This is a genomic window from Micromonospora sp. ABR4_055, assembly GCF_056160425.1.
Map to the genome: position 1 here is coordinate 18,858 of NZ_JBSWXD010000053.1, position 20,804 is coordinate 39,661.

A 20,804-nucleotide genomic window follows, 5' to 3' on the forward strand; every position below is an offset into this window, starting at 1 on the left:
CCTACGCGGCCTGGTTCGCGTGCCGGCGCCCGCCCCGACGGGGGGTGACCCAGACATGGCCACGCGACGCGACCAACTCCACTCGTACCAGTTCCTCACTCAACGGGTCATATCTGCCTACGTGATGCGCGAGACCGACCCGCAGCAGTCCCCGCTGCGCCGCGGTGTCGGCGCAATCTTCGGCGGCCTGATGATCGCCATCCTGGTAGCCGCCGGGTTCGGCATCTACGGCATCGTGACCAAGGCCGGCAGCGACAGGTGGCAGGCCGACGGCGCGGTCGTGATCGAGAAGGAGACCGGCGCCAGCTTCATCTACCGTCAAGGCAAACTGCACCCGACGCTCAACTACGCGTCGGCGGTGCTGGCCTCCGGCCGCCCCGACGCGCCCGTGTTCCGGGTGCCTGGCAACTCGCTGGCCAGCACGCCCCGCGGCGTCACGATCGGTATTCCGGGCGCGCCCAACTCTCTGGCACCGGCCAGTAAGCACATTGGCCTACCTTGGACGATCTGCTCGGCGCCCAGCGGGGATGACACCGGCCGAACCGTCGAGACCGTCTCTCTGGTCGTGTCCCGGGCACCGGTCGGCGGGCGGTCGCTGGCGGAGGAGGGCGTGCTGGTCCGCGACTCCCGCAACGTCGTACCCGCCCTCTTCGGAGAGGTCAACGCCGCACCGGTCGGCCCGGCGTGGCTCGACGCGCTACCCGCCGGCAACGCCATCGAACGGGTCGCGTTCAGCGGCCGCAACCAGCCGTCCAGCGAAGTGGACGGCTGGGCGATCGGCGAGGTGCTGGTCGCGCAGACCGGTTCGGGGCCGCAGTACTACCTCGTCCTCGACGACGGGCTCGCGCCGATCACCGAGCTGCAACGGAGAATCCTGCGCGCCGAGTTCACCGTGGCCGGTCGAGATACCTGTGTCCCAGGCTACGGCGGCACCGACCAGCAGCCAGGTGCGGCCAGCGGCCGGAGACAGCGCGCCGCCCGCGTCGCCGCCCGCGACGCCGCCCGCGCTGATCCGACCGGCAACCGGCGACACGCTGTGCGCGGTCACCAGCGACGCACGCACCGTACCGACGATCACCTCTGTCGGCGGTACGGTGGCCGGCCTCGACGAGGCCGTACCGACCGACTCGGTCACCCGCGACGGTGTGATCCTCGCCGACTATGTGCTGGTGCCGCCGGGCCGGGTCGCCGCCGGGCGGGTTCTCGGCGCGCCGACCGCCGATACCGGCCCGTACTACGTCGTCACTGACCTCGGCATCAAGTTCCCGGTGCCCAACGCGACCGTCCTCGGGCAGCTCGGCTACTCGGCTACTCGGCGACCCAGGCGACCGATGTGCCGACCACGCTGGTCTCGCGGATACCCACCGGACCGACGCTCGACCCGTCGCGGCCACCCGCCCCGCCTCGGCGGCCCCCGCCGACTGACACCGGGGGGCGCTCAGTCGAGGAGCTTGCCGGGTGGGCCGGGTTCTTCTAGCTCGTCCCGCCGCGCGGCGGCCCGGGAGCCACCGCAGAGCGCCGGGACCTCCGCCGCCCCCGCAGCAGCGCGACCGACAGTGTCAGCACGGTCAGCACATAGTGAAACGGCCGGCGACGCGTTGGCTGGCACCGAGGAGCCCTTTCTGCGGCGTACCCGCCCGCGGTAACCGGCGGGTTCCGAAAGACCCCGGCCTCGGTCAGGCTGTTGCGGCACGGTTAGCAAGCCATCTCGGAGCCGGTACACGACGAAGTCGCCCGGGGGGGTCACGCCGCACCGGCCTCCGTCGCCACGCAGTACGCCGCGAAGTAGGCTCGCCTAACCTAAGAAGGAGCAGCGAAGCGGAGGAACATGCGATGGCGACGACCCGGCGGCAGGCACCGAATCAGTACGTACTCACGGTCGAGTCCACCGAGTGGCTGACGCCGCACCTGGTGCGGGTGGTTCTCGCCGGGCCGTCGCTGGCCGAATTCAGCTACGCCGGCCACACCGACGCGTACGTGAAGCTGCTGTTCGTCGACCCCACGCTCGGGCTGGAGCCGCCCTACGACCTCGCCGCGCTGCGAACCACCCTGCCGGCCCGGCAACGGCCGGTGACCCGTACCTACACGGTCCGCTGGTTCGACCAGGCCACCCGGCGGCTGGCGATCGACTTCGTGACCCACGGCGACGCCGGGGTGGCGGCGGTGTGGGCGGCCAAGGCCACGCCCGGCGACCGGCTGGTGATGTCGGGTCCCGGCGGTGCGTACGCGCCCGACCCGGAGGTCGGCTGGCACGTGTTCGCCGGGGACCTGTCCGCGTTGCCAGCGATCGCCGCGTCCCTGCAGGCACTGCCGGAGCACGCGCGCGGCGTCGCGCACCTCGAGATCACCGATCCGGCCGACATCATCGACCTCGAACACCCCGCCCAGGTGACGGTGAACTGGCTGGTCAACGCCGACGACGGTGACACCGTGTTCCTCGCCCGCGCGATGGAGGACTGGCCCTGGCCGCCTGCCAAGGACTCTCCCGGCGCCGTGCAGGTCTTCGCGCACGGCGAGCGAGAGTCGATCAAGGCCGTCCGCAAGGTGCTCCAGGCACGAGGCGTCCCCCGCGAGGCGATCTCGATATCCGGCTACTGGGCCCGCGGCCGCACCGAGGACGTGTTCCAGGCTGAAAAGCGCGAGCCGGTCGGCCGGATCGACTGACCGTCGTACCCGGACAGGGCCGTCGTACCCGGACAGGGTCAGCCCGGCCCGCCGTCGGGCTCCCGGGCCTCGCGTCTACGGCGTTCGGCGGCGCGGCGCTTGCCTTCGTGCATCGCGACCACCCGCGCGATCGGGATGCCGTGCCCCTGCTCGACCAGGCCGGGATCGAGGCGCTGCGGCAGCGGCATCAGCGTCGCCCACGGATCGCCGTCGCCGAGCAGGGACGGCACCGTACCGATGGTGTAGTCGGTCGGCACCGCCGCCTCCAGCGCCTCCCAGGTCAGTGGGAAAGAGACCGGCAGACCCGGCCGCAGCCGTGGGCTGTACGGGGCGACCACGGTCGCGCCGCCGGCCCGGGTCGAGTCGAGGAAGACCTTGCCGTCCCGCTGCTCGACGATGAAAGCCGTCGTCGCCAGCGCCGGGTCCAGGCGTTCGGCTCGGGTCGCGATCGCCCGGGTCGCCGCGGCGACGTCGGCATGGTCGGCGTCACCCGCCAGCGGCACGAACACGTGCGCACCCTTGGCGCCGCTGGTCTTCACCGCCCCGGCCATGCCGCACGAGGTCAGCACCTCGCGGACCAGCAGGGCCGCCTGCGCCGCCAACCGGAACGCGCCGCCCGGCGGCGGGTCGAGGTCGAGGATCAGGTGCGTCGGGTACGCCCGTTCGCCGGCTGTCGTCAAAGTCGGATGGAACTCGACCGACCGCTGATTGGCGAACCAGAGCAGAGTCCGCCGGTCGTTACACAGACCGTAGGTCAGCATCCGCCGGGAACGGTCCGCCCACACCTCGGCGGTGGCAATCCAGTCCGGTGCGTACCCGGGCAGGTTTTTCTGCATGAACGGTGGCTGGCCGGGTCGGACCCGGACCACCGACAGCGGCCGGTCGCGCAGCGCGGGGACGATCCGGTCGTGCACCGCGTCGAGATAGTCGACGAGGTCGCGCTTTGTCGCACCGGCGCCGTCGAACAGCGGCTGATCGAGGTTGGTCAACGGCACCCCGGCCCGCTCCTCACCCGCCTTCGCACCTCGTGGCATCCGCCCATCGTTCCACGCCGATCACCAGTCGGGAATATTGTGCGGGTACCGGCCGGCCCGGCCGGTGCGGTTGGCCGCCGCGCCAACCTCGCCCGCTGGGGCCGCTTCGCCCACCGGCTCCGACTCGCGTCCGCTGCGGGCGTCAACGCATCAGCTGCAGTACCAGGACGACCACGCCGAGGGCGAAGAAGAGCGGGAAGTCGGGCGGCAGGATGCCGCCGAGGTTACGGTAGAAGCGCAGGATCAGCATCATGCCGAAGAAGGCCACTGTGTAGCCGGCGGCGATGGCGCCGATCCCCGGCCGCCAGATGCCGATCACCAGGCCGGCGGCGGCCAGAGTGTCGAGGACCGCGATCAGCAGGGTCAACGCCCGGCTGGGGCGGAACCCGAAGTGGTTCTGCAACGGCTGGATACCTGCCTCCATACCGATGTACATGGCGAGGCCGTGCAGGACGAACTCCATGATGAGCACGGCTGTGCAGATGATGACGATGATCCGCACGGACAGTCTCCAGTTGTTCGGGCGTGGCGTACCGCGGTGTTCCGAGGGGTGTCGCGGTGCCTTGGCGTGGTGTGTCGGGTCAGGTCGGCAGTCCGGCCAACTCGGCCAGGCGGGTCAGGGCCTGGTCGAACAGGGCTGCCCGGTCGTCGATGATGTTGTTGAAATGGCCGAACAGCTCCAGGTTGAGCATCCCGAACAGCCCGCTCCACGCGGCCAGCGCGGCGATGACGGACTCGTCGGGCACGGCTGGGAGCACGGCCGACCGCACTCGCTCGAGGTCACCGCCGAGCGACTCGGGCGTGGCCTGAGCGGTCGGCGGGGTACGCAGCACTCCGGCTCGGTGCGCGTCGCTGATGATCCGGCCGAGCACGACCTTGTCCCGCATCGCCGCCTGCAGAGTGGTCTCCGGGGCGTGGTAGCCGCGTACCGGTGATCCGTAGAGAAGTGCGTACTCGTGCGGGTGCTCGATCGCCCAGCTACGCAGCGCCTGCCCGACCGACCGCCACCGGCCCGCGAAGTCGTCGGCCGCCGCCTCCTCGTCGGCCTGCTCGACGGCGGTGCCGACGGAGTTGTAGCCGTCGGTGACCAGCGCGGTCAGCAGGTCGTCACGGCTCGGGAAGTAGCGGTAGACCGCTGAGGAGACCATGCCGAGATCCCGGGCGATCGCCCGCAGGGAGAGGTTTTCGGCACCCCGGTCGGCGAGCTGCGCCTTGGCGATCTCGACGATCTCGTCGGTCAGTTCCTTGCGGACGCGTTCCCGCAGCGCGCGTGCGGAAGCCAAGGCCTCTCCTCCTTCGAGCGGTCCCGTCGGCACCGGCACCGGCACCGGCACCACCGCACCGATCGTGCAGGTCAGTACCGCCGAAGCTTACCCGACCGGGTACCACGAATTAGAGCATCGGTCGTACTCATGAGCAATAGTCTTTATGGAGAGCACCGCTCCTGTCAGCCTCATATCGAACCTCACCACCCTCGCAGGTCGGCATCAACCGCCGTTCCTGCCAGCTCTGCGGCACAGCCATCCCCGAATCCATCTCAGGTCGAGAGGAAGCCGTAGCCGGAGACCGCCGCCCGCACCTCGGCCAGCGCATCCCGCGCCACCTCGGTCACCGCCCGGTCCGGCGCCGAGTCCACCATCCGGGCGGCGAGATCGGCCTTGAGGGTCACCGCGGACAGCCGTTGGCCGAGGATGTCATGCAGGTCGCGGGCGATCCGGAGCCATTCTCTGGCCACCGCCAACTGGGTCAGTTTCGGCCCGCGCCTGCAACAACTGCATCGAGGTGTCGATCTGGTTGTAGATCGCCACCTGCACGCCGCTGGTGATGGCGATCAGCAGATCAGGATCACGACCGAGTCGGCGCTGACCCGCAGCAGGCCCACCGCGATGGCCACGAAGACCACGGTGTGGCCGACCACCAGCGCCGGCCACCACCGCAACGGGCAGTTGATCAGCAGCATCACCAGGCTGAAGAAGGCCAGCCCGGACAGCCAGTCGTAGCGCAGCTGGGGCACCATCGCCAGGCCACAGATCAGGGTCAGGGCGACCGTCACCGGCGCACGGTTGGCGTGCAGTTGCGGAGTGTTGCGTGGCGGCCCGGGTCGGTCGTTGCGGCCGCCCGACGATGGTCAGCCGGACGGTGATCCGACCACCGACGTCGGTCGGACCGACGCTGGTCAGACGCGGACCCGGCGGTGCCACTCCACGTCGTACGCCAGCAGCCAGGAAGACGCCCCACCCCAGAAGTACCGGCGGTAGAGCGGCGCGAGAGCGACGTCGAGCCAGCCGCGGCCGGGCAGGCTACGGAACCGGCCGTACCGCGTGCCGGCGCGCAGCGCCCGCTCCGTCCGGGACCTGCGCATCGACTCGTACGTGGCCAGCGCCATCGGCACGTCGTCGACGTCACGCAGACAGCGGCCGAGCACCACGGCGTCCTCCAGGGCGAGCCCGGCGCCGAGCCCGTACCCGACGGGGTGGGCGGCGTCGCCGAGCACCACCATCCGGCCCCGTCGCCAGTGCGCCAACCGCTGCGGCAGATAGAGCGGCACGGGGCGGCCCAGCGTGGTGCACTGAGCGATCAGCGTGGCGCACGGGGTGTCGCCCTGGCCGTACTGCGCGGACAGCCGGCTCCGCCAGCCCTGCTCGCTGATGCCAGCCAACTCCGCCGGGTCGAGGTCGCCGGTCGGCACGAGCGCGTTCCACCAGACGGTGCCGTCCGGCTTGGCGGTGTACTGGAAGCAGCCCTGCCGGCTGACCACCAGATGCAACGTCCCGGCCACGATGCCCGGCAGCCGGGTCACCCCGTCGATTGCGCAGTGTCCGCCGTACTCGGGCGGTGGCGCCGCGTTGCTGATCACCCGGCGCACCCGCGAATGCGTCCCGTCGGCACCGACGAGAACGTCGCACTCCACCCGGGCCCCGTCGATGAACTGCGCGGTCACCCCACCGGTGCTGCTGGTGGCCCCGGCCAGTCAGCGGCCGGTGTGGACCTCCGCGCCGGCCCGGATCGCTTCGTCGCGCAGTACGGACACCAGGTCGCCACGCATGATCGACACGTTCATCGGCCGGTTGGCCAGGCGTCCGGCCCGGGACAGTCGACCCAGCAGCCGGCCTTCGCCGCTCCACAGGCACAGCCGGTTCACCACGATCCCGCGTGCCTGTATCTGCTCCAGACAGCCGACCGAGTGCAGCGGCCCCGAGCGCGTTGGCGGTCAGGTTGAGAAAGCCCCCGGTCGTCCCGGCGGGATCGAGGTACGCCTCGTAGACGGAGGTTCCGACGCCGGAACGGGCAAATGCGACCGCAGTCAGCGAGCCGGCAAGACCGGCACCGACGATCGTGGCACGAAGTGTCATGAATTCACGCACCCAGAAGTCTGCCGCCAGGTACTGCAGCGCCCCTTGAGATGTGGCCGGCGACCGAGCCGGCCGCCACCATCGTCGCATCCGGCCCGGGGTACGCGTCCGACCCGATCTGGCGGTCCAGGGGTGTTCCTTGAAGTCGATCGGCCCGTCCGGCGCAGGGGGACGACGACCCGAGGATTGGCCAGGGTGGCGGTTGGGCAGGATCCTCGTACCGCACCGATCGGAGGTCGCCACGATGTCGACAGCGGGTACCACAGGGATCCAACCGGGCCAGGACGGGCCGGTGACTGAACGCCGGAGCCCGGGCGATCCGGACCGGCCGCCGGTGGGGCCGGACGAGGGGCCGGACCACCCGGCCCGGCTGTCTGCCTCGTCGCTGTGGGCAGCCGCTCGGCGTACGATCCGCGAGTTCACCGCCGACGCAGTGCCCGACCTGGCCGCCGGGCTCACCTACTACGGCGTACTGTCGATCTTTCCTGGCTTGTTGGTGCTGGTGGCGGTGCTCGGGCTGCTCGGCGGCGGCGCCACCGACGACGTCCAGGGCGTGATCGGCGGTCTCGCGCCCGGCGAGATCGGCGGCTTCCTCGACCAGTCGATTGCCCAGGTCCGGGAGAATTCCGACACGGCTGGCCTGGTGGCCGTCGTCGGTCTGCTCGCCGCGTTCTGGTCGGCGTCCAGCTACATCGGGGCCTTCATGCGGGCCGCCAACGCCATCTACGACGTGCCGGAGGGTCGCCCGATCTGGAAGACGTTGCCGATCCGGCTGGGCGTCACCGCCGTCATCGGGCTGATGCTGATTGCCAGCGCCCTGATCGTCGTCTTCACCGGGGAACTGGCCGCCCGGACCGGGGAACTGCTGGGTGTCGGACGGGAGGCGGTCGCCGCCTGGGACGTCGCCAAGTGGCCGGTGCTGGTGGTCCTGGTCAGTCTGATGTTCTCGATCCTGTACTGGGCCACGCCGAACGCCCGGCAGGGCGGGTTCCGGTGGGTGAGTCCGGGCAGCGTCCTGGCGGTGCTGCTCTGGCTGCTGGTCTCCGCCGGATTCGCGTTCTACGTCGCCAACTTCGGGTCGTACAACGAGACCTACGGCGCCATCGCCAGCGTGATCGTCTTCCTCGTCTGGTTGTGGCTGACCAACATCGCGATCCTGCTCGGCGGCGAGTTGGACGCCGAACTGGAGCGTGGCCGGGCGATCGCGGCCGGCCATCCGGACGACCGCGAGCCGTATCTCGAACTGCGGGACACCCGCAAACTGCCCGCCAACCGTCGACCGACAACCGCCGAGGCTGACGGCTGACGGCTGACGGCGGACGGAAAATCAGGCCGCCGGCAGGTCCTCCCGAGAGGCCGCAGAGCGGACGTACGTCTCGACGTCGGGTTTGGTGACTCCCAGATCGGCCAGCGGGCCGGCCCCGGCGGCGTACTCCAGCAGGGCGAGCAGGATGTGGGCCGTCCCGACCATCCGGTCGTCGAACCGTAGCGCCTCGCGGAAAGTCAGCTCCAGCACCTTGCGCACCTGGGCGTCGAAAGGGACGAGCTCCGGCACGTGGTCGACCGCCGGCGGCAGGGCCGTCGCCGCCACCTGACGAATCCGGTCCAGGTCGCCCACCCGATCCGCCAGAACCCGGGCGGCGAGGCTGTCCAGGTCGGCCAGCAGGGCCAGGACGAGGTGCCCGGTGGTGATCTCGTCGTTGCCGGCCCGGCGGGCCTCGTGCTGGGCGGCGACCACCGCGTTGCGGGCCTGCGGAGTGAACCGGCTGAACCCCTGCTGCGGGTCGAGGTCGTTGGGTTCCTCCGGGGTCTTCGGTACGAACCGCTTCTGCGCGGCCTGTTTGCTGACCCCGATGCTGCGCCCGATCTCGGTCCACGACGCGCCGGACCGGCGGGCCTGATCGACGAAGTGACCGATCAGGTGATCGGCGAGTTCGCCGAGGTGGTCGCCGACGACGACGGCGTTGCTGAGCTGGGCGAGTCGGTCGTCACTGGCTTGTTTGATCCCGGCGATCAGGTCGTCGAGGCGGACCGGATTGCCGAGCGGCAGATATTCGGACATGCGTCAACCTTAAGTTGACGCGTGTCCGACGTCAACCCAAGGTTGACGTTTTCTCAGAGCCGTACCTGATTTGCCAGGTGCTCGTCGAGCATGGTGGTCAACCGGCCGGCCACCCCGCGCGCCTCGATGTGCAGCCGGGCGACGTTCAGCCCGTCGGCGCCGAGCACCGCGAGTAGCGCACTGTCGTTGATCGCGTACACCGAGAAGTAGCCCTTGTGACTGCGGACGGTGGACTCCCGGAACGGGCCCTGCCGCAGAGCGAGGCCGGTCTGCCGACCGAGCCCGAAGGTCGCCGCCGCGAGCGCCGCCAGGTCGTGCGGCTCTGTCCCGTCGGTCAGATCGTGCAGCAGCAACAGCCCGTCGACACCGGCGATCACCGAGCCGATCACGCCGGTGACGCCGTGTTTCAGTGAGGCAAGTTCAGCGGACGCCGGATTCGGAGGTGACGGAACGCTGCCGTTGGTCCCAGACATGACTGATCTCCGTTCGACGGTACGGGGCGGGGTCGTCATTCCACCCGGGCAGCGCACTCGCCGGGAAGGGCCGCCGAGCGCACCCAGCCGCCCGCCCCGGCGAGCAGACGAAAACTCCTACCGGCCCGGTCAGAGCTCGATCGAGGCTTCGAGCTGGCGCAGCTGGTGCCGGGCGAGGGCCAGGTTCGACCGGGACCGGCTCAGCGCCAGGTAGAAGAACAGGCCCTGACCGGACCGGGAGGAGACCGGACGGATCAGGTGGTACTGGGTGTCCAGCGTGATGAGAATGTCCTCGATGCCGTCAGCGATCTTCAGCATCTCCAGGGTACGCATCTTGGCTCGGACCACGTCCGTGTTGCCTGCCGCAGCCACCGCGAGATCCATCTCGGCCGAGCCACCGGCGGTGCCGAGTGTCATTCCGCTGGAATAGTCGACCAGCGCGGCACCGATGGCACCCTCGATGCTCATCGCGTCCTTGAGTGCCGTGTCGAGTGAAGCCATGCCCTGCCTCCGGGGTGATTTCAGGTGGGTCAACGCCCACCGGAGAGTTGCACGACGATGAGCCATGGTGCACGTCGCCGGGCGATAACTGGCTGAGCAGACTACCAATCCCGCGTCCGACGTCCACCGAAGCCACCGGCATGACCGATACCGCACAGGAGGCTGCCGCTGTCAACCCGACTACGTCCGGACCAGGTGCGGTGCCCGTCGGATGGGTACGGTGCAGACATGGCGAAGACGGCAGACGGCAGCTACGTCAACCCCGGCGGTGAGTTCACCCGCGATCAGCGGTACATCGCGACCCGGATCACCGGCGACGGGCGCGATGGATATCCGGTAGAATCGCATCGATACCGGCTGGTGGTCAGCAGGGCATGTCCGTGGGCAAACCGGGCGATCATCGTCCGCCGGCTGCTCGGTCTGGAACAGGCCCTGTCGATGGGCGTGGCCGGGCCGACCCACGACAAGCGCAGCTGGACCTTTGACCTCGACCCGGACGGACGGGATCCAGTGCTCGGTGTCGAACGGCTGCAGGACGCCTACTTCGCCCGATTTCCCGGCTACGAGCGCGGCATCACCGTGCCGGCGTTGGTCGACGTGCCGACCGGGCAGGTGGTGACCAACGACTACGCCCAGATGACCCTCGACCTGTCCACCGAGTGGACCGCGTACCACCGCAGCGGCGCGCCGCAGCTCTACCCGGAGCCGCTACGCGCCGAGATCGACGAGGTCAACTCGGTGGTCTTCGCCGACGTGAACAACGGGGTCTACCGCTGCGGGTTCGCCGGTAGCCAGCACGCCTACGAAGCGGCGTACCGACGGTTGTTCGACCGGCTCGACTGGCTCTCCGCGCGACTGGAGAACCAGCGCTACCTGGTCGGCGACACCATCACCGAAGCCGACGTACGGCTGTTCACCACGCTGGTGCGCTTCGACCCCGTCTACCACGGACACTTCAAGTGCAACCGGCAGAAGCTGACCGAGATGCCGGTGCTCTGGGCGTACGCCCGGGATCTGTTCCAGACGCCGGGATTCGGGGACACCATCGACTTCGATCACATCAAACGGCATTACTACGAGGTCCACCGGGACATCAATCCGACCGGGGTGGTACCGGCCGGCCCGGACCTGGCCAACTGGCTGACCCCGCACGGACGCGAGCGGCTCGGCGGGCGCCCGTTCGGCACCGGCAGCCCGCCGGGGCCGCCACCGGCCGCCGAGCGCGTGCCGACCGGTCACACCCCGCTGAACTGAATCCGAACCCCGCTGAACTGAGACCGAACTTGCCAAAGACCGAACTGGCCGGAAACCGACGCAAAGGAGCGGCATTGATCATCATCGCCGGTGCACTGTACGTAGAGCCCGCCGGCCGGCCGGCATACCTGGCTGAATGCCAACCGGTGGTGCAGGCGGCCCGCGCCGCGAAGGGCTGCCGCGACTTCAGCCTCAGCGCCGACCTGGTCGAGCCGGACCGGATCAACGTCTACGAACGGTGGGAGTCCGAGGCGGAACTGCTCCGCTTCCGGGGCTCGGGGCCGTCGTCGGGGCAGATGGCGGCGATCCGCGACGCTCGGGTCGAGCGTTTCGAGGTGTCGTCCGTAGGCCCGCCGTGATGCTCTCCGTCGGTCGGCCGCGACCCAGCCGCAGCCGACCGACGGACCAGGTCACGACCGACCCGAGACGCCGGCCGTCGCCGGCTCCTCCACCCGCAGGCCGTGGGCACGCACCTCGTCGGCCACCCGGGCCAACGCGGAATCGATGGCGCAGAGGGCAACCGAGACCTCGCCGAGCTGAGCGCGCAGCGACTCCTCGGACCAGGCGGAGACGCTGACGCCCCGCAGAGCACTGACCGCGGCGTCGAGCCGCGCAATCACCTCGTTCGTACTCATGTTCGAAAGACTAGCGTACCGCCGGAAGCCCGCGCAGCTGAATCGCCGGATCCGCCACCGCCGCGAGCAGGAACGCCTCGGCCAGGCAGACCCGGGCGAACTCGCCCAGGTGCAGGCTCTCGTTCGGCCCGTGCGCGCCGGTGTACGGGTCCTCCACCCCGGTCACCAGGATCGCCGCGTCCGGAAACATCTCCTGGAACGTGGCGATGAACGGAATCGAACCGCCGACACCGACGTCCACCGGCGCCACGCCGTCCCACGCCGCCGCGAACGCCGCCCGGGCGGCGTCGAAGTACGGACCGGCCGCGTCGATCACGCAGGCGTCGCCGTCACTTTCCAGGCTCACCTCGACCCGCGCCCCCCACGGGGCCTGTGCCCGCAGGTGCGCGGTCAGCGCCGCGTACGCCGCCGACGGGTCGTCACCCGGGGCCAACCGCAGGCTCAGCTTGGCCCGCGCCGCCGGCACCAGGGCGTTCGGAGCGCCGTCGGTGGCCGGGGCGTCGATGCCGAGCACGGCCAGCGCCGGCTTGGTCCACAGCCGGTCGGTCAACGCTCCGGTGCCGGTGAACCGCACCCCGTCGACCATGCCGGCCTCGGCCCGCAACCGCTGCTCGGGCAGGTCGACGGCGGCGCCGGTCCGGCCGACCAGGCCCGGTACCGCCACATCCCCGGCCTCGTCGTGCAGGGTGGCCAGCAGCCGGCAGAGCGCGGTCAGCGCGTCCGGCACCGGACCGCCGAACATGCCACTGTGCACCGCCTGTTCGAGGGTACGGACCTCGACGAAACAGTTGACCAGACCACGCAGCGACGTGGTCAACGCCGGTACACCGATCTCCCAGTTCGCCGAGTCGGCGATCACGATCACGTCGGCGGCGAGCTCGTCGCGGTGGGCGTCGAGCAGTCGGGACAGCGACTCGCTGCCGTACTCCTCCTCCCCCTCGACGAAGAGCACCACACCGACCGGCAACGCGTCACCGAACGCCCGCAGCGCGGCGACGTGCGCCATGACTCCGGCCTTGTCGTCGGCGGCACCCCGCCCGTACAGCCGGCCGTCCCGCTCCACCGGCTCGAACGGGTCACTCGACCACAGCGCCGGATCACCAACCGGCTGCACGTCGTGGTGGGCATACAGCAGCACCGTCGGGGCACCGGGCGGCGCCGGCCGGCGGCCGAGCACCGCCGGCTGCCCGCCGGCCCGGACCACCTGCACGTCCAGCCCGCAGCCCCGGGCCAGCTCGGCGACCGCCGCAGCGGACCGCTCCACCTGGCTGTGGTCGAACCCGTCGAAGGCGATACCGGGGATGCGGATCAGCCGCTCCAGGTCGGCGCGAACTCCGGGCATCTCCCGGGCGATGGCGGACCGCAGGTCGGCGGCGGTGGGGATGGCAGTCGTCATCCGACGATGGTAGGGGCCGTCCGTTGCTCATCCGGCGACACGCCGGGACCTCGCCTCGCGGCGCCGCAAGCGGACGGGCACACTGGCGCGATGGACGGCACCGACAACCCCGAACCGTGCGACTGCCCCGGCTGCAGTGAGGAGACCGGCGACGTCATCGGCACCCTGCTGAGCGGCGCCGCCGCCCTGGTCGACGACGACGATCCGATCGCCGCCGAACTCACCGGGGCGATGTTCGTCGCGATGGTCGGCGACGAACCCGACCCCGACGGCGTTCGCCCACTCCGCGACGGGCTCATCCCGCAGCTCGCCGACCGAGGCGGTCCCGAGGCGGTGGCGCTGCTGACCGCGATCGCCGCAGTGTCCCCACCGCCCGCCGCCGAGGTGGCCAGAGTTGCGGCGACGACCCTCGCCGGGACCGGCGTACCGATGCCGAAGTGGGCCGACGAGGTCGCCGCCGAGGTGACGGTGGACGACTGCTGGCGGATCGACAGCCCCGACGGGACCGACTCGGTCTTCACCGTCGCCTTCCGGCGGGCCGGCCGTACCCACGCCATGATGGTGATCGTCGACCACGCTGACTGCTCGGCCGCCCAGGACATCCTGCTGCTGGACGGTGACCAGCTGCCGGCGGCCCTGGACGAACTGACCCGGGATCCGGGCACCACCCGGACCCGACTCGACCCGGCCGACCTGCGGTGGCACGTCGAGCAGGCGTTGGACGCCCGCAGCGTGCACGACGAGGCCGACGACGAACTCGACGACGAACCGGAACCCGACGACGACGAGGGGCCGCCGTACCCGGTGCTGGCCACCCTGCTGGACGCCCGACTGGCCACCATGCCGGAGTCGGACCGGCCGCCGGCCCCGCACCACGACGCCGGTCCCGACGACCTGGCGGACCTGCTCCCCGGCCTGCTGCACGGCGGTGCCTTCCCCGCGCAGCGCCGTCCCGGGCCGGTCCGGCCGGCACCGGCGCGCAAACTGCCGGCCAAACGGAAGAAGTCACAGGGACCGGCGCCGGTCTACCAGGTCGACGTGGTGCTGGCCGACAGCGAGCCACCCGTCCGGCGACAGCTGGAAGTCGTGGGTGACACTCCGTTGGAGGACCTGCACCACGTGATCCAGTCGGCGTTCGACTGGGACGACAGCCATCTGCACCTGTTCGAGACGCCGTACGGCGATTTCGCACCGCCGGGTGACCGGACCGGGCACCAGTCGGAGCGCAAGGTCACCCTGGAGCAGGTCGCCCCGGCCGTCGGCGACACGATCACCTACCGGTACGACTTCGGCGACGACTGGACCCACAAGGTCACCGTCGTGGCGGTCACCGACCGCGACCCGACGGCGGTCTACCCCCGGTGTACGGGTGGCGAGCGGGCCGCCCCGCCGGAGGACTGCGGCGGTGTCTGGGGCTACGCCCACCTGCTCGACGTGCTGGCCGACCCGTCCCATCCGGAGTACGCGGACCGACGCGACTGGCTCGGTCTCGACGACGGGCAGGCACCGCTGGACCCGGCGCGGTTCGATCCCGACGTGATCGAGCGGCGGCTGGCCGCGCTGCGCTGACCGGCTGCAGGTCACTCCGCCGGCCACCAGGGCCGGCCACCAGGTCGACCGCGCCGGACGCGCGTCGGACTCCGGGTCAGCTCCGCCGGCCACCGGGCCGGCCGGTGGAGCTGGCCGCGCCCATCCAGGACCGGGCGCGGCCAGCGGCACCGCTGGCCCACTCGCCGACGTCGGCCGCGCCGGAACCCAGCCGACGCAGCAGGCCGACCAACGGATCCTGGCTGCGGCCGAACTCCTCGCGGTACGCCTGCGCGGCGGCCTTGATCTCCTCGGTCACCGAAGCGGCCGGGTCGTCGGCACGGCGTGGGTAGTCACCGGCCAGCACCTGCGCGTACCCACCGGAGTCGATCCACTGCCGCAGTGCCGCGGCCCGCGCCACCGGCACCGGGTGGGTGCTCCAGGCGGTCATCCGGAACTTGTGCAGGCTGTCCCGCAGGTCACCGCCGCCGTCGTACTCGGCAGCCTGCTCCAGGAACGCGGCGGTGTCGATCTGGCTGAGGTCGCCGCCGCCGGCCAGCTTCATCAGCAGCCGCTGCGCCGCCGCCGGGTCCTGACCGGCGAGCAGCCCGGCACGGTCGCCGGACAGCTCCGCCTTGCGCCACCACTCCAGCATCGCGGCGATGATCGCCCGCAGCGCGATCGCGCCGACCGGCAGCCAGCTCAGGTTCGCCGCCCAGCGGGTCAGGATGGCGAGAATTGTCTGGTAGACGGCGTGACCACTGCGGACGTGCCCCAGCTCGTGGCCGAGCAGCGTCCGCAGCTCGGCGTCGTCGAGCTGCTGTACGCAGGCGGTGTTGACCACGATGAACGGTTTGTCCAGGCCGATGGCCTGGGCGCCGAGCACCGGGGACTGGGTCACGAACAGCTCCGGCAGCTCCGGCACGTCCAGCGCGGTCCCCGCCTCGGCGAGCAACCGGTGCACCCGGGGGTACTGGCGGTGGTCGACCCGGATCGCCGACGCCAGGTAGCTGAGCCGGAACGCCCGCTCGTTCCACATCCCGAAGAACGTCCGTACCACGTCGTCGAAGCCACGCAGCTCACGGAGCGCGGTCAGCGCGCCCCGGTCGGCCGGGTGCTCCCAGGCACGGGAGCTGATCCCGGTCAGCGTGATCCGCCGCCGGTCCGGGGTGGCGGCGTCCGGCGTGCCGCCGCTCGCCGCGGCCGTTGGCGTGGTGCCGTCGTCGTCTGCGGTCATGGCGGACGCTCCCCCGGGATCGGCTGACTGGCCTACCGGGCCGATGGTGCCCCACCGGCGCCACCGGCGTCTACGTCCGGCCAGTCCCGGATCCACCCGTACGCCAGCTGGCCGGACGGGAGCTCAGCAGCGCCGTCAACGACCATGTCGACCGAACCGAGCGTACCGTCGGCGGTGAAGAACCGCTCCTCGGCCCGCCGCCAGCGGTCGAGCGTCGGCTGTGTCGCGGCCCCGTCGCGGGTGAGCGACCGGGCCAGGCGCACCGGTTCGGGTGCGGTGACGTAGACCGACAGCGTCGCGGCCGGCCGGACCGCCGCGCGGGCCGCGCTCACCCCTTCGATCACGAGTACGGCGGGCGGTTCGATCACGGTCCAACCGGCGCCGAACCGCCCGGCGGCCCAGTCGTATCGTCGGTAGCGGGCCGGCCGCCCGGTCCGCAGCGGGTCGAGCACGCAGGCGCTGAGCCGGGGCCAGAAGGTGAACTGGTCACGCCAGCCGTCCAGCAGGTCGTCGGTGTGCACGACCGCCACGGCCGGTCCGGCGGCGGTGCTGGACGGCTCCGTGGCCGGCTCCGTCGCCGGCTCTGTCGCCGGCTCTGTCGCCCTGATCGTCGCGCAGGCGGTGGCCAGGCAGTCGGCGAAGGTGGACTTGCCGGCGGCGCTCGGGCCGTCGACGACGACGAGCCGGACCTGGCCGAGGCGGGCCGGGGCGGCGTACACCCGCCGGGCGAGACTTTCGAAGGTCGAGACCCCCCGCGTCACCGGGGAGCTCCAGGTGGGATGAACGGTAGTCCGGCCGGCGGCCCGGACTCGATCAGCCGCCACAGCGCGGCGGTGTCCAGGTGCTCCTCGACCAGGTCGCCGAGCAGATCCAGTCCGCGTTGGCGCAGCGCAGCGAAGCTGGTGTCCGGTGCGACGGTGAAGCCGTGCCGGCCGGCCCGGCGGGCCACGTCGGTGAGGTAGCGGCGACGAAACTCGTCGGACTCGAAGGCACCGTGCCAGTGTGTGCCGTACACCGAGCCGAGCCGCGTGCCCTCGGTGCCGCCCGACGTGCCAGGGCCGGCTCCGGTGCCGGTGCCCACCTCGGTGCTGGTGCCGGTGAACAGCGGCGAGGTCGACCCGTCGGACCGGGAGACGTACCCATGGTGAATTTCGTAGCCGCGCACCGGCACGTCACTGTAGGCCCGCCCCGCGCTGCGGGTGACGGTCTTACGCTCGGCGAAGGTGATCTCGACGGGCAGCAGGCCGAGCCCCGGTACGCTGCCCCGGCGGCTCTCCACCTCGTCGTGGATCACCCGGCCGAGCATCTGGAAACCGCCGCAGATGCCGAGCAGCGGGCGGCCGGCGCTGGCGTGCGCGGTCACCGCCGCAGCCAGCCCGGTCCCCCGCAACCAGGCCAGGTCGTCCACGGTCGACCTGGTGCCGGGCAGGACGACGAGGTCGGCGGCGGCGACCTCGGTCGGGTCGACGGTGAGCCGGACCTGCACGCCGGGCTCGGTGGCGAGCGCTTCGAGATCGGTGGCGTTGGAGATCCGGGGCAGTCGCACCGCCGCGACCCGCAGGATGTCGCGGCCGCGCGGCGCCGCGGGCCGTCCGATCGTCCCGCCGTACGCCAGTGAGTCCTCGCCGTCCAGCCAGAGATCGGGCTGCCAGGGCAGCACCCCGTAGGTGGGTCGGCCGGTCACCTGGTGCAGCATGTCGACCCCGGGTCGCAGCAGCTCCTGATCACCACGGAACTTGTTGATCACGAACCCGGCGATGTGTGCCTGGTCCTCTGCACTGAGCAGGGCGACGGTGCCGAACATGGCGGCGAAGACGCCGCCCCGGTCGATGTCACCGACGACGATCGCCGGCAGCCCGGCGTGCCGGGCCAGCCCGAGGTTGACGAAGTCGCCCGCCCGCAGGTTGATCTCGGTTGGGCTGCCGGCCCCTTCACAGATCACCACGTCATACTCGCCACGCAGCTCGGCGAGGGTGGCGTGCACGGTGTCGGCGAGGCGGGAGCGCATCGCGCGGTAGTTGGTCGCGGTGACGGTGTCGACCGCCTCCCCCAGCAGCACGACCTGGCTGGACCGGTCACTGCCCGGTTTGAGCAGGACCGGGTTGAACCGCACCTGCGGCTCCAGCCCGCAGGCGGCTGCCTGCACCGCCTGGGCCCGACCGATCTCACCGCCCCGGCCGTCGGACCCGACAACCACCGCCGAGTTGTTGGACATGTTCTGTGCCTTGAACGGCGCGACCCGCACTCCGCGCCGGTTGAGCCATCGACAGATCCCGGCGGTAAGCAGGCTCTTGCCCGCGTCGGAGGTGGTCCCGGCGACCAGTAGGCCACCACCACCGGCGGGGCCAGCATTCCCCGGCACCCCGGACTCCCTTCCACTCCTGGTACTGCCGCTACCGGCGGCGAATTGTCCGTAGGGCGGCCCTGACCATCTGTACGGTCAGCTGTGCGGCGGCCAACTGCACGGCCGGCGCCGCGAACCCGGACGCGACGGCAGCGGTGTCGCCGACCCGCCGGGACAGGGTGGCTGCCCGGCGGATCTGCCGAGGCGAGGGACGCGGACCGTCACCGAGATACGGACGCACCTCGGAACGCCCGAAGTAGATGTTGCGTCCACCGAGCCGGATCCCGAGCGCCCCGGCGAACGCCGCCTCGCACTGACCGGCGTTGGGGCTCGGATGGTCGGCGCGGTCGCGCCGCCACACCCGCCAGGCCCGTGCCCGGTCGCCCTTGACCGTCGGCGACCACCACACGGCGGCCAGCCCGGTGAGCCGCGACGGCACGAAGTTGAGCAGGTCGTCGAGTCGCGCCGCAGCCGTGCCGAACCGTTCGTAGCGCGACGACCGGTGCCCGATCATCGCGTCCAACGTGTTCGCCGCCCGGTAGCCGACCAGGCCGGGCAGACCGGCGACGGCACCCCAGAACAGCGGCGCGACCACGGCGTCCGAGGTGTTCTCGGCGACCGACTCGACGGTCGCCCGGGCCAGCTCCGGCGCGTCGAGCGCGGCCGGATCCCGGCCGCAGAGATGGTTGAGCCGGCGTCGGGCCGCTGGTACGTCTGCTCGGCGCAGCGCCCGCGCCATAACGTCCGCCTCGGTCCGCAGCGTACGGCCGCCGAGCACCGCCCAGGTGGTGCCGGCGACGATTGCCACCCGGGCGATCGGATGCCGCCGGGTCAGCACCGACGCAGCCACGGCGGCGATCACCGGCCCCCCGACGGCCACGGCTGCGTAGGCGACGCCGGCCCGACGGGTCGGCCGGTACAGCCGGCGCTCGGCGGCACCGGCCAACCGGCCGTACCCGGCGACCGGATGCCAGCGGCGGGGGTCGCCGAAAAGGGTGTCCAGGGCATAGCCGGCGACCAGGCCGCCGGCCGTGGCGGCGGCGGCCGACGTGTTGACCCTGCCAGCGCTGGTAGCCACTCCGGCAGCCTACGTGGGGCCGGTGACAGGTGACGGGTCGGCCGACGGTCACCTGTCACCGGGCGGCTGACCGTCGAAGCGGTGGTACGGGCGGGTCGGCCCGCACCACCGCGCTCGTCGGCATGAACCGGGCCAGGGTCAGACCGGCACCGCCGTCCGGCTGCGCGACCGCCGGGCCCGGCCGGACGAAGCCGGCCGATCCTCGGCCGGCAGCGGATCGCCGGTCGGATCGTCGGGAACCCCGTCGCCGCCGAGCGACTGCGACGACGATGTGTCCACCAGCATGTCCAATAGCTCGTCACGGTGACCGGCGTCGTCGCCGGTCGTCGTGGTGCCGGCTCCGGCGTCCTCGGTCGAAACGGCGGCTGCGCCGGCCTGGGCCGAGGCGGCTGCCTCGGCGGCGAGCACGTCCACCGCCAGCGTGATCGGCCGACCACCCGGACGGTTCGGTTCCCCTTCGACCGGCGACGGCACCGACGATTCCAGGAACATCGGGTCGTCATCACCGTCGAACAGCTCGTTGCGGGTCGCCGGCACCTCGGCGGCCGGCACCTCGGCGGTGGCCTCGCCCTGCACCCGCCGCTCCGGGTCGTCCCCGTCAACTTCGCTGGTCGCCAACGTCGGCCGGTTGCGGGTGAACCGGCCCCGTCCCCGGGCCAGGTCGTGCCCGACCGCCACCGCCTCCATCTCGTACTGCAGGCGGTTGTTGCCGTCGCCGTCGACCCAGTCGCGGGTGTAGAGCCGGCCGACCACGACGACCGGGTCGCCGAGCATGACCGAGGAGCAGACCCCTTCGGCCAGTTTGCGCCAGCAGTTCACCCGGACCCGGAGGCTGTTGCCGTCGACCCAGCGGTTGCTCTCCCGGTCGAGCCGGCGCGCCGTCGAGGCCACTTTGAAATTGGCGACCAGCGTGTTGGTCTGGGTGGTACGCCGCCACTCCGGCGTGGTCAGCACGTTACCGACAACCGTTACGTACGTATCGAACATCGCATCTCCGCAGGGGCTCGTCGGGTTGATCTGATCGAGTCGACTCGACGCACAGCCTCGATTGACGGCACCCCTGCCGCCAGCCACCGGCCGGTGGTTCTGTGGACAGAACCACGGCTGTGGACAACCGCACCGATACCGAGTTGATCTGCTAAGACGCGACACGGAACCGGGGGGGGGGGGGGGGGGGGGGGGGGGGGGGGGGGGGGGGGGGGGGGGGGGGGGGGGGGGGGGGGGGGGGGGGGGGGGGGGGGGGGGG

At 71.5% G+C, this 20,804-nt stretch carries 23 protein-coding genes and 2 pseudogenes; 8 read left to right on the top strand and 17 right to left on the bottom strand.

Annotation, left to right across the window (positions count from 1 at the left end; all coding sequences use genetic code 11):
• Positions 1-55: 55 nt before the first annotated feature.
• The 3 genes and pseudogenes from ACXAHD_RS14565 to ACXAHD_RS14575 all read left to right on the top strand — a co-directional run.
• A pseudogene (locus ACXAHD_RS14565) lies at positions 56-874 on the top strand (type VII secretion protein EccB); the annotation flags it as partial.
• Between the two features lie 73 nt (positions 875-947).
• Positions 948-1,646: a type VII secretion protein EccB gene (locus ACXAHD_RS14570; RefSeq protein ID WP_475051107.1), complete on the top strand. Its 699-nt coding sequence runs from the start codon at positions 948-950 to the stop codon at positions 1,644-1,646.
• Between the two features lie 187 nt (positions 1,647-1,833).
• Positions 1,834-2,664 carry a siderophore-interacting protein gene (locus ACXAHD_RS14575; protein ID WP_475051109.1) on the top strand — a complete coding sequence of 277 codons (831 nt, stop codon included), beginning with the start codon at positions 1,834-1,836 and terminating at the stop codon, positions 2,662-2,664.
• A 38-nt stretch (positions 2,665-2,702) separates the two neighbouring features.
• On the opposite strand, the gene ACXAHD_RS14580 is transcribed toward ACXAHD_RS14575, so the two are convergent.
• The 7 genes from ACXAHD_RS14580 to ACXAHD_RS14610 all read right to left on the bottom strand — a co-directional run bounded on the left by ACXAHD_RS14580 (position 2,703) and on the right by ACXAHD_RS14610 (position 6,840).
• A complete protein-coding gene (locus ACXAHD_RS14580; protein WP_282232009.1) occupies positions 2,703-3,698 on the bottom strand; it encodes a DNA polymerase domain-containing protein in 996 nt (331 codons plus the stop codon).
• A 142-nt stretch (positions 3,699-3,840) separates the two neighbouring features.
• Positions 3,841-4,200 (bottom strand): hypothetical protein, encoded by a 360-nt coding sequence (locus ACXAHD_RS14585; protein ID WP_281551259.1) that lies wholly within the window; start codon positions 4,198-4,200, stop codon positions 3,841-3,843.
• A gap of 79 nt (positions 4,201-4,279) precedes the next feature.
• Positions 4,280-4,981 carry a TetR/AcrR family transcriptional regulator gene (locus tag ACXAHD_RS14590; RefSeq protein ID WP_281551260.1) on the bottom strand — a complete coding sequence of 234 codons (702 nt, stop codon included), beginning with the start codon at positions 4,979-4,981 and terminating at the stop codon, positions 4,280-4,282.
• A gap of 254 nt (positions 4,982-5,235) precedes the next feature.
• Entirely contained in the window at positions 5,236-5,433 is a 198-nt protein-coding gene (locus ACXAHD_RS14595) for a histidine kinase dimerization/phosphoacceptor domain-containing protein (protein WP_475051128.1), read from the bottom strand.
• A gap of 96 nt (positions 5,434-5,529) precedes the next feature.
• Positions 5,530-5,751, bottom strand: a complete 222-nt coding sequence (locus tag ACXAHD_RS14600; RefSeq protein ID WP_281551261.1) for a hypothetical protein — start codon at positions 5,749-5,751, stop codon at positions 5,530-5,532.
• 123 nt (positions 5,752-5,874) lie between these two features.
• The gene (locus tag ACXAHD_RS14605; protein ID WP_281551262.1) at positions 5,875-6,639 is read right to left on the bottom strand and encodes an FAD-dependent oxidoreductase; all 765 of its coding nucleotides are present in this window, start codon (positions 6,637-6,639) and stop codon (positions 5,875-5,877) included.
• A 30-nt stretch (positions 6,640-6,669) separates the two neighbouring features.
• Positions 6,670-6,840, bottom strand: a complete 171-nt coding sequence (locus ACXAHD_RS14610; RefSeq protein ID WP_281551263.1) for a hypothetical protein — start codon at positions 6,838-6,840, stop codon at positions 6,670-6,672.
• A gap of 455 nt (positions 6,841-7,295) precedes the next feature.
• Between ACXAHD_RS14610 and ACXAHD_RS14615 the strand changes: the two genes are divergently transcribed.
• Positions 7,296-8,357 (top strand): YihY/virulence factor BrkB family protein, encoded by a 1,062-nt coding sequence (locus ACXAHD_RS14615; protein WP_475051116.1) that lies wholly within the window; start codon positions 7,296-7,298, stop codon positions 8,355-8,357.
• A 21-nt stretch (positions 8,358-8,378) separates the two neighbouring features.
• Here the strand turns inward: ACXAHD_RS14615 and ACXAHD_RS14620 are convergent, their stop codons facing one another.
• The 3 genes from ACXAHD_RS14620 to ACXAHD_RS14630 form a co-directional block, all read right to left on the bottom strand.
• Positions 8,379-9,113 carry a Clp protease N-terminal domain-containing protein gene (locus ACXAHD_RS14620; protein WP_289213491.1) on the bottom strand — a complete coding sequence of 245 codons (735 nt, stop codon included), beginning with the start codon at positions 9,111-9,113 and terminating at the stop codon, positions 8,379-8,381.
• Positions 9,114-9,166: 53 nt separating this feature from the next.
• Positions 9,167-9,586 carry a roadblock/LC7 domain-containing protein gene (locus ACXAHD_RS14625; protein WP_475051118.1) on the bottom strand — a complete coding sequence of 140 codons (420 nt, stop codon included), beginning with the start codon at positions 9,584-9,586 and terminating at the stop codon, positions 9,167-9,169.
• A 129-nt stretch (positions 9,587-9,715) separates the two neighbouring features.
• Entirely contained in the window at positions 9,716-10,087 is a 372-nt protein-coding gene (locus ACXAHD_RS14630; RefSeq protein WP_281551267.1) for a hypothetical protein, read from the bottom strand.
• A 228-nt stretch (positions 10,088-10,315) separates the two neighbouring features.
• On the opposite strand from ACXAHD_RS14630, the gene ACXAHD_RS14635 reads away from it, so the two are divergent.
• Positions 10,316-11,341 (top strand): glutathione S-transferase family protein, encoded by a 1,026-nt coding sequence (locus tag ACXAHD_RS14635; protein WP_475051120.1) that lies wholly within the window; start codon positions 10,316-10,318, stop codon positions 11,339-11,341.
• 74 nt (positions 11,342-11,415) lie between these two features.
• A complete protein-coding gene (locus ACXAHD_RS14640; RefSeq protein ID WP_475051122.1) occupies positions 11,416-11,700 on the top strand; it encodes a putative quinol monooxygenase in 285 nt (94 codons plus the stop codon).
• A gap of 51 nt (positions 11,701-11,751) precedes the next feature.
• Here ACXAHD_RS14640 and ACXAHD_RS14645 read toward each other — a convergent pair whose 3' ends face one another.
• A complete protein-coding gene (locus ACXAHD_RS14645) occupies positions 11,752-11,976 on the bottom strand; it encodes a hypothetical protein (RefSeq protein WP_281551270.1) in 225 nt (74 codons plus the stop codon).
• A 10-nt stretch (positions 11,977-11,986) separates the two neighbouring features.
• Complete coding sequence (locus ACXAHD_RS14650; RefSeq protein WP_281551271.1) at positions 11,987-13,372, bottom strand: dipeptidase; 1,386 nt, start codon at positions 13,370-13,372, stop codon at positions 11,987-11,989.
• Positions 13,373-13,462: 90 nt separating this feature from the next.
• Here ACXAHD_RS14650 and ACXAHD_RS14655 point away from each other — a divergent pair, with 90 nt between their 5' ends.
• Positions 13,463-14,941, top strand: a complete 1,479-nt coding sequence (locus ACXAHD_RS14655; protein WP_281551272.1) for a plasmid pRiA4b ORF-3 family protein — start codon at positions 13,463-13,465, stop codon at positions 14,939-14,941.
• A gap of 76 nt (positions 14,942-15,017) precedes the next feature.
• Here ACXAHD_RS14655 and ACXAHD_RS14660 read toward each other — a convergent pair whose 3' ends face one another.
• From ACXAHD_RS14660 to ACXAHD_RS14680, 5 genes are all read right to left on the bottom strand, one after another.
• Entirely contained in the window at positions 15,018-16,136 is a 1,119-nt protein-coding gene (locus tag ACXAHD_RS14660; RefSeq protein ID WP_281551273.1) for a M48 family metallopeptidase, read from the bottom strand.
• Between the two features lie 32 nt (positions 16,137-16,168).
• Positions 16,169-16,897, bottom strand: a complete 729-nt coding sequence (locus ACXAHD_RS14665) for a uridine kinase family protein (RefSeq protein ID WP_281551274.1) — start codon at positions 16,895-16,897, stop codon at positions 16,169-16,171.
• On the bottom strand, positions 16,894-18,498 hold the full coding sequence (locus ACXAHD_RS14670) for a cobyric acid synthase (RefSeq protein ID WP_281551275.1): 1,605 nt from the start codon (positions 18,496-18,498) through the stop codon (positions 16,894-16,896). The genes ACXAHD_RS14665 and ACXAHD_RS14670 overlap by 4 nt, the downstream gene beginning before the upstream one ends.
• A gap of 31 nt (positions 18,499-18,529) precedes the next feature.
• Positions 18,530-19,558: a cobalamin biosynthesis protein gene (locus ACXAHD_RS14675; protein WP_281551276.1), complete on the bottom strand. Its 1,029-nt coding sequence runs from the start codon at positions 19,556-19,558 to the stop codon at positions 18,530-18,532.
• Positions 19,559-19,696: 138 nt separating this feature from the next.
• Entirely contained in the window at positions 19,697-20,545 is an 849-nt protein-coding gene (locus ACXAHD_RS14680; RefSeq protein WP_281551277.1) for a single-stranded DNA-binding protein, read from the bottom strand.
• Positions 20,546-20,606: 61 nt separating this feature from the next.
• Here ACXAHD_RS14680 and ACXAHD_RS14685 point away from each other — a divergent pair.
• A pseudogene (locus ACXAHD_RS14685) lies at positions 20,607-20,804 on the top strand (single-stranded DNA-binding protein); the annotation flags it as partial.

Coding starts and splice junctions, on each gene's coding strand:
- ACXAHD_RS14575 (WP_475051109.1), top strand. CDS start 1,834: ATGGCGACGACCCGGCGGCAGGCACCGAATCAGTACGTACTCACGGTC.
- ACXAHD_RS14580 (WP_282232009.1), bottom strand. CDS start 3,698: ATGCCACGAGGTGCGAAGGCGGGTGAGGAGCGGGCCGGGGTGCCGTTG.
- ACXAHD_RS14615 (WP_475051116.1), top strand. CDS start 7,296: ATGTCGACAGCGGGTACCACAGGGATCCAACCGGGCCAGGACGGGCCG.
- ACXAHD_RS14620 (WP_289213491.1), bottom strand. CDS start 9,113: ATGTCCGAATATCTGCCGCTCGGCAATCCGGTCCGCCTCGACGACCTG.
- ACXAHD_RS14625 (WP_475051118.1), bottom strand. CDS start 9,586: ATGTCTGGGACCAACGGCAGCGTTCCGTCACCTCCGAATCCGGCGTCC.
- ACXAHD_RS14630 (WP_281551267.1), bottom strand. CDS start 10,087: ATGGCTTCACTCGACACGGCACTCAAGGACGCGATGAGCATCGAGGGT.
- ACXAHD_RS14635 (WP_475051120.1), top strand. CDS start 10,316: ATGGCGAAGACGGCAGACGGCAGCTACGTCAACCCCGGCGGTGAGTTC.
- ACXAHD_RS14645 (WP_281551270.1), bottom strand. CDS start 11,976: ATGAGTACGAACGAGGTGATTGCGCGGCTCGACGCCGCGGTCAGTGCT.
- ACXAHD_RS14650 (WP_281551271.1), bottom strand. CDS start 13,372: ATGACGACTGCCATCCCCACCGCCGCCGACCTGCGGTCCGCCATCGCC.
- ACXAHD_RS14655 (WP_281551272.1), top strand. CDS start 13,463: ATGGACGGCACCGACAACCCCGAACCGTGCGACTGCCCCGGCTGCAGT.
- ACXAHD_RS14660 (WP_281551273.1), bottom strand. CDS start 16,136: ATGACCGCAGACGACGACGGCACCACGCCAACGGCCGCGGCGAGCGGC.
- ACXAHD_RS14680 (WP_281551277.1), bottom strand. CDS start 20,545: ATGTTCGATACGTACGTAACGGTTGTCGGTAACGTGCTGACCACGCCG.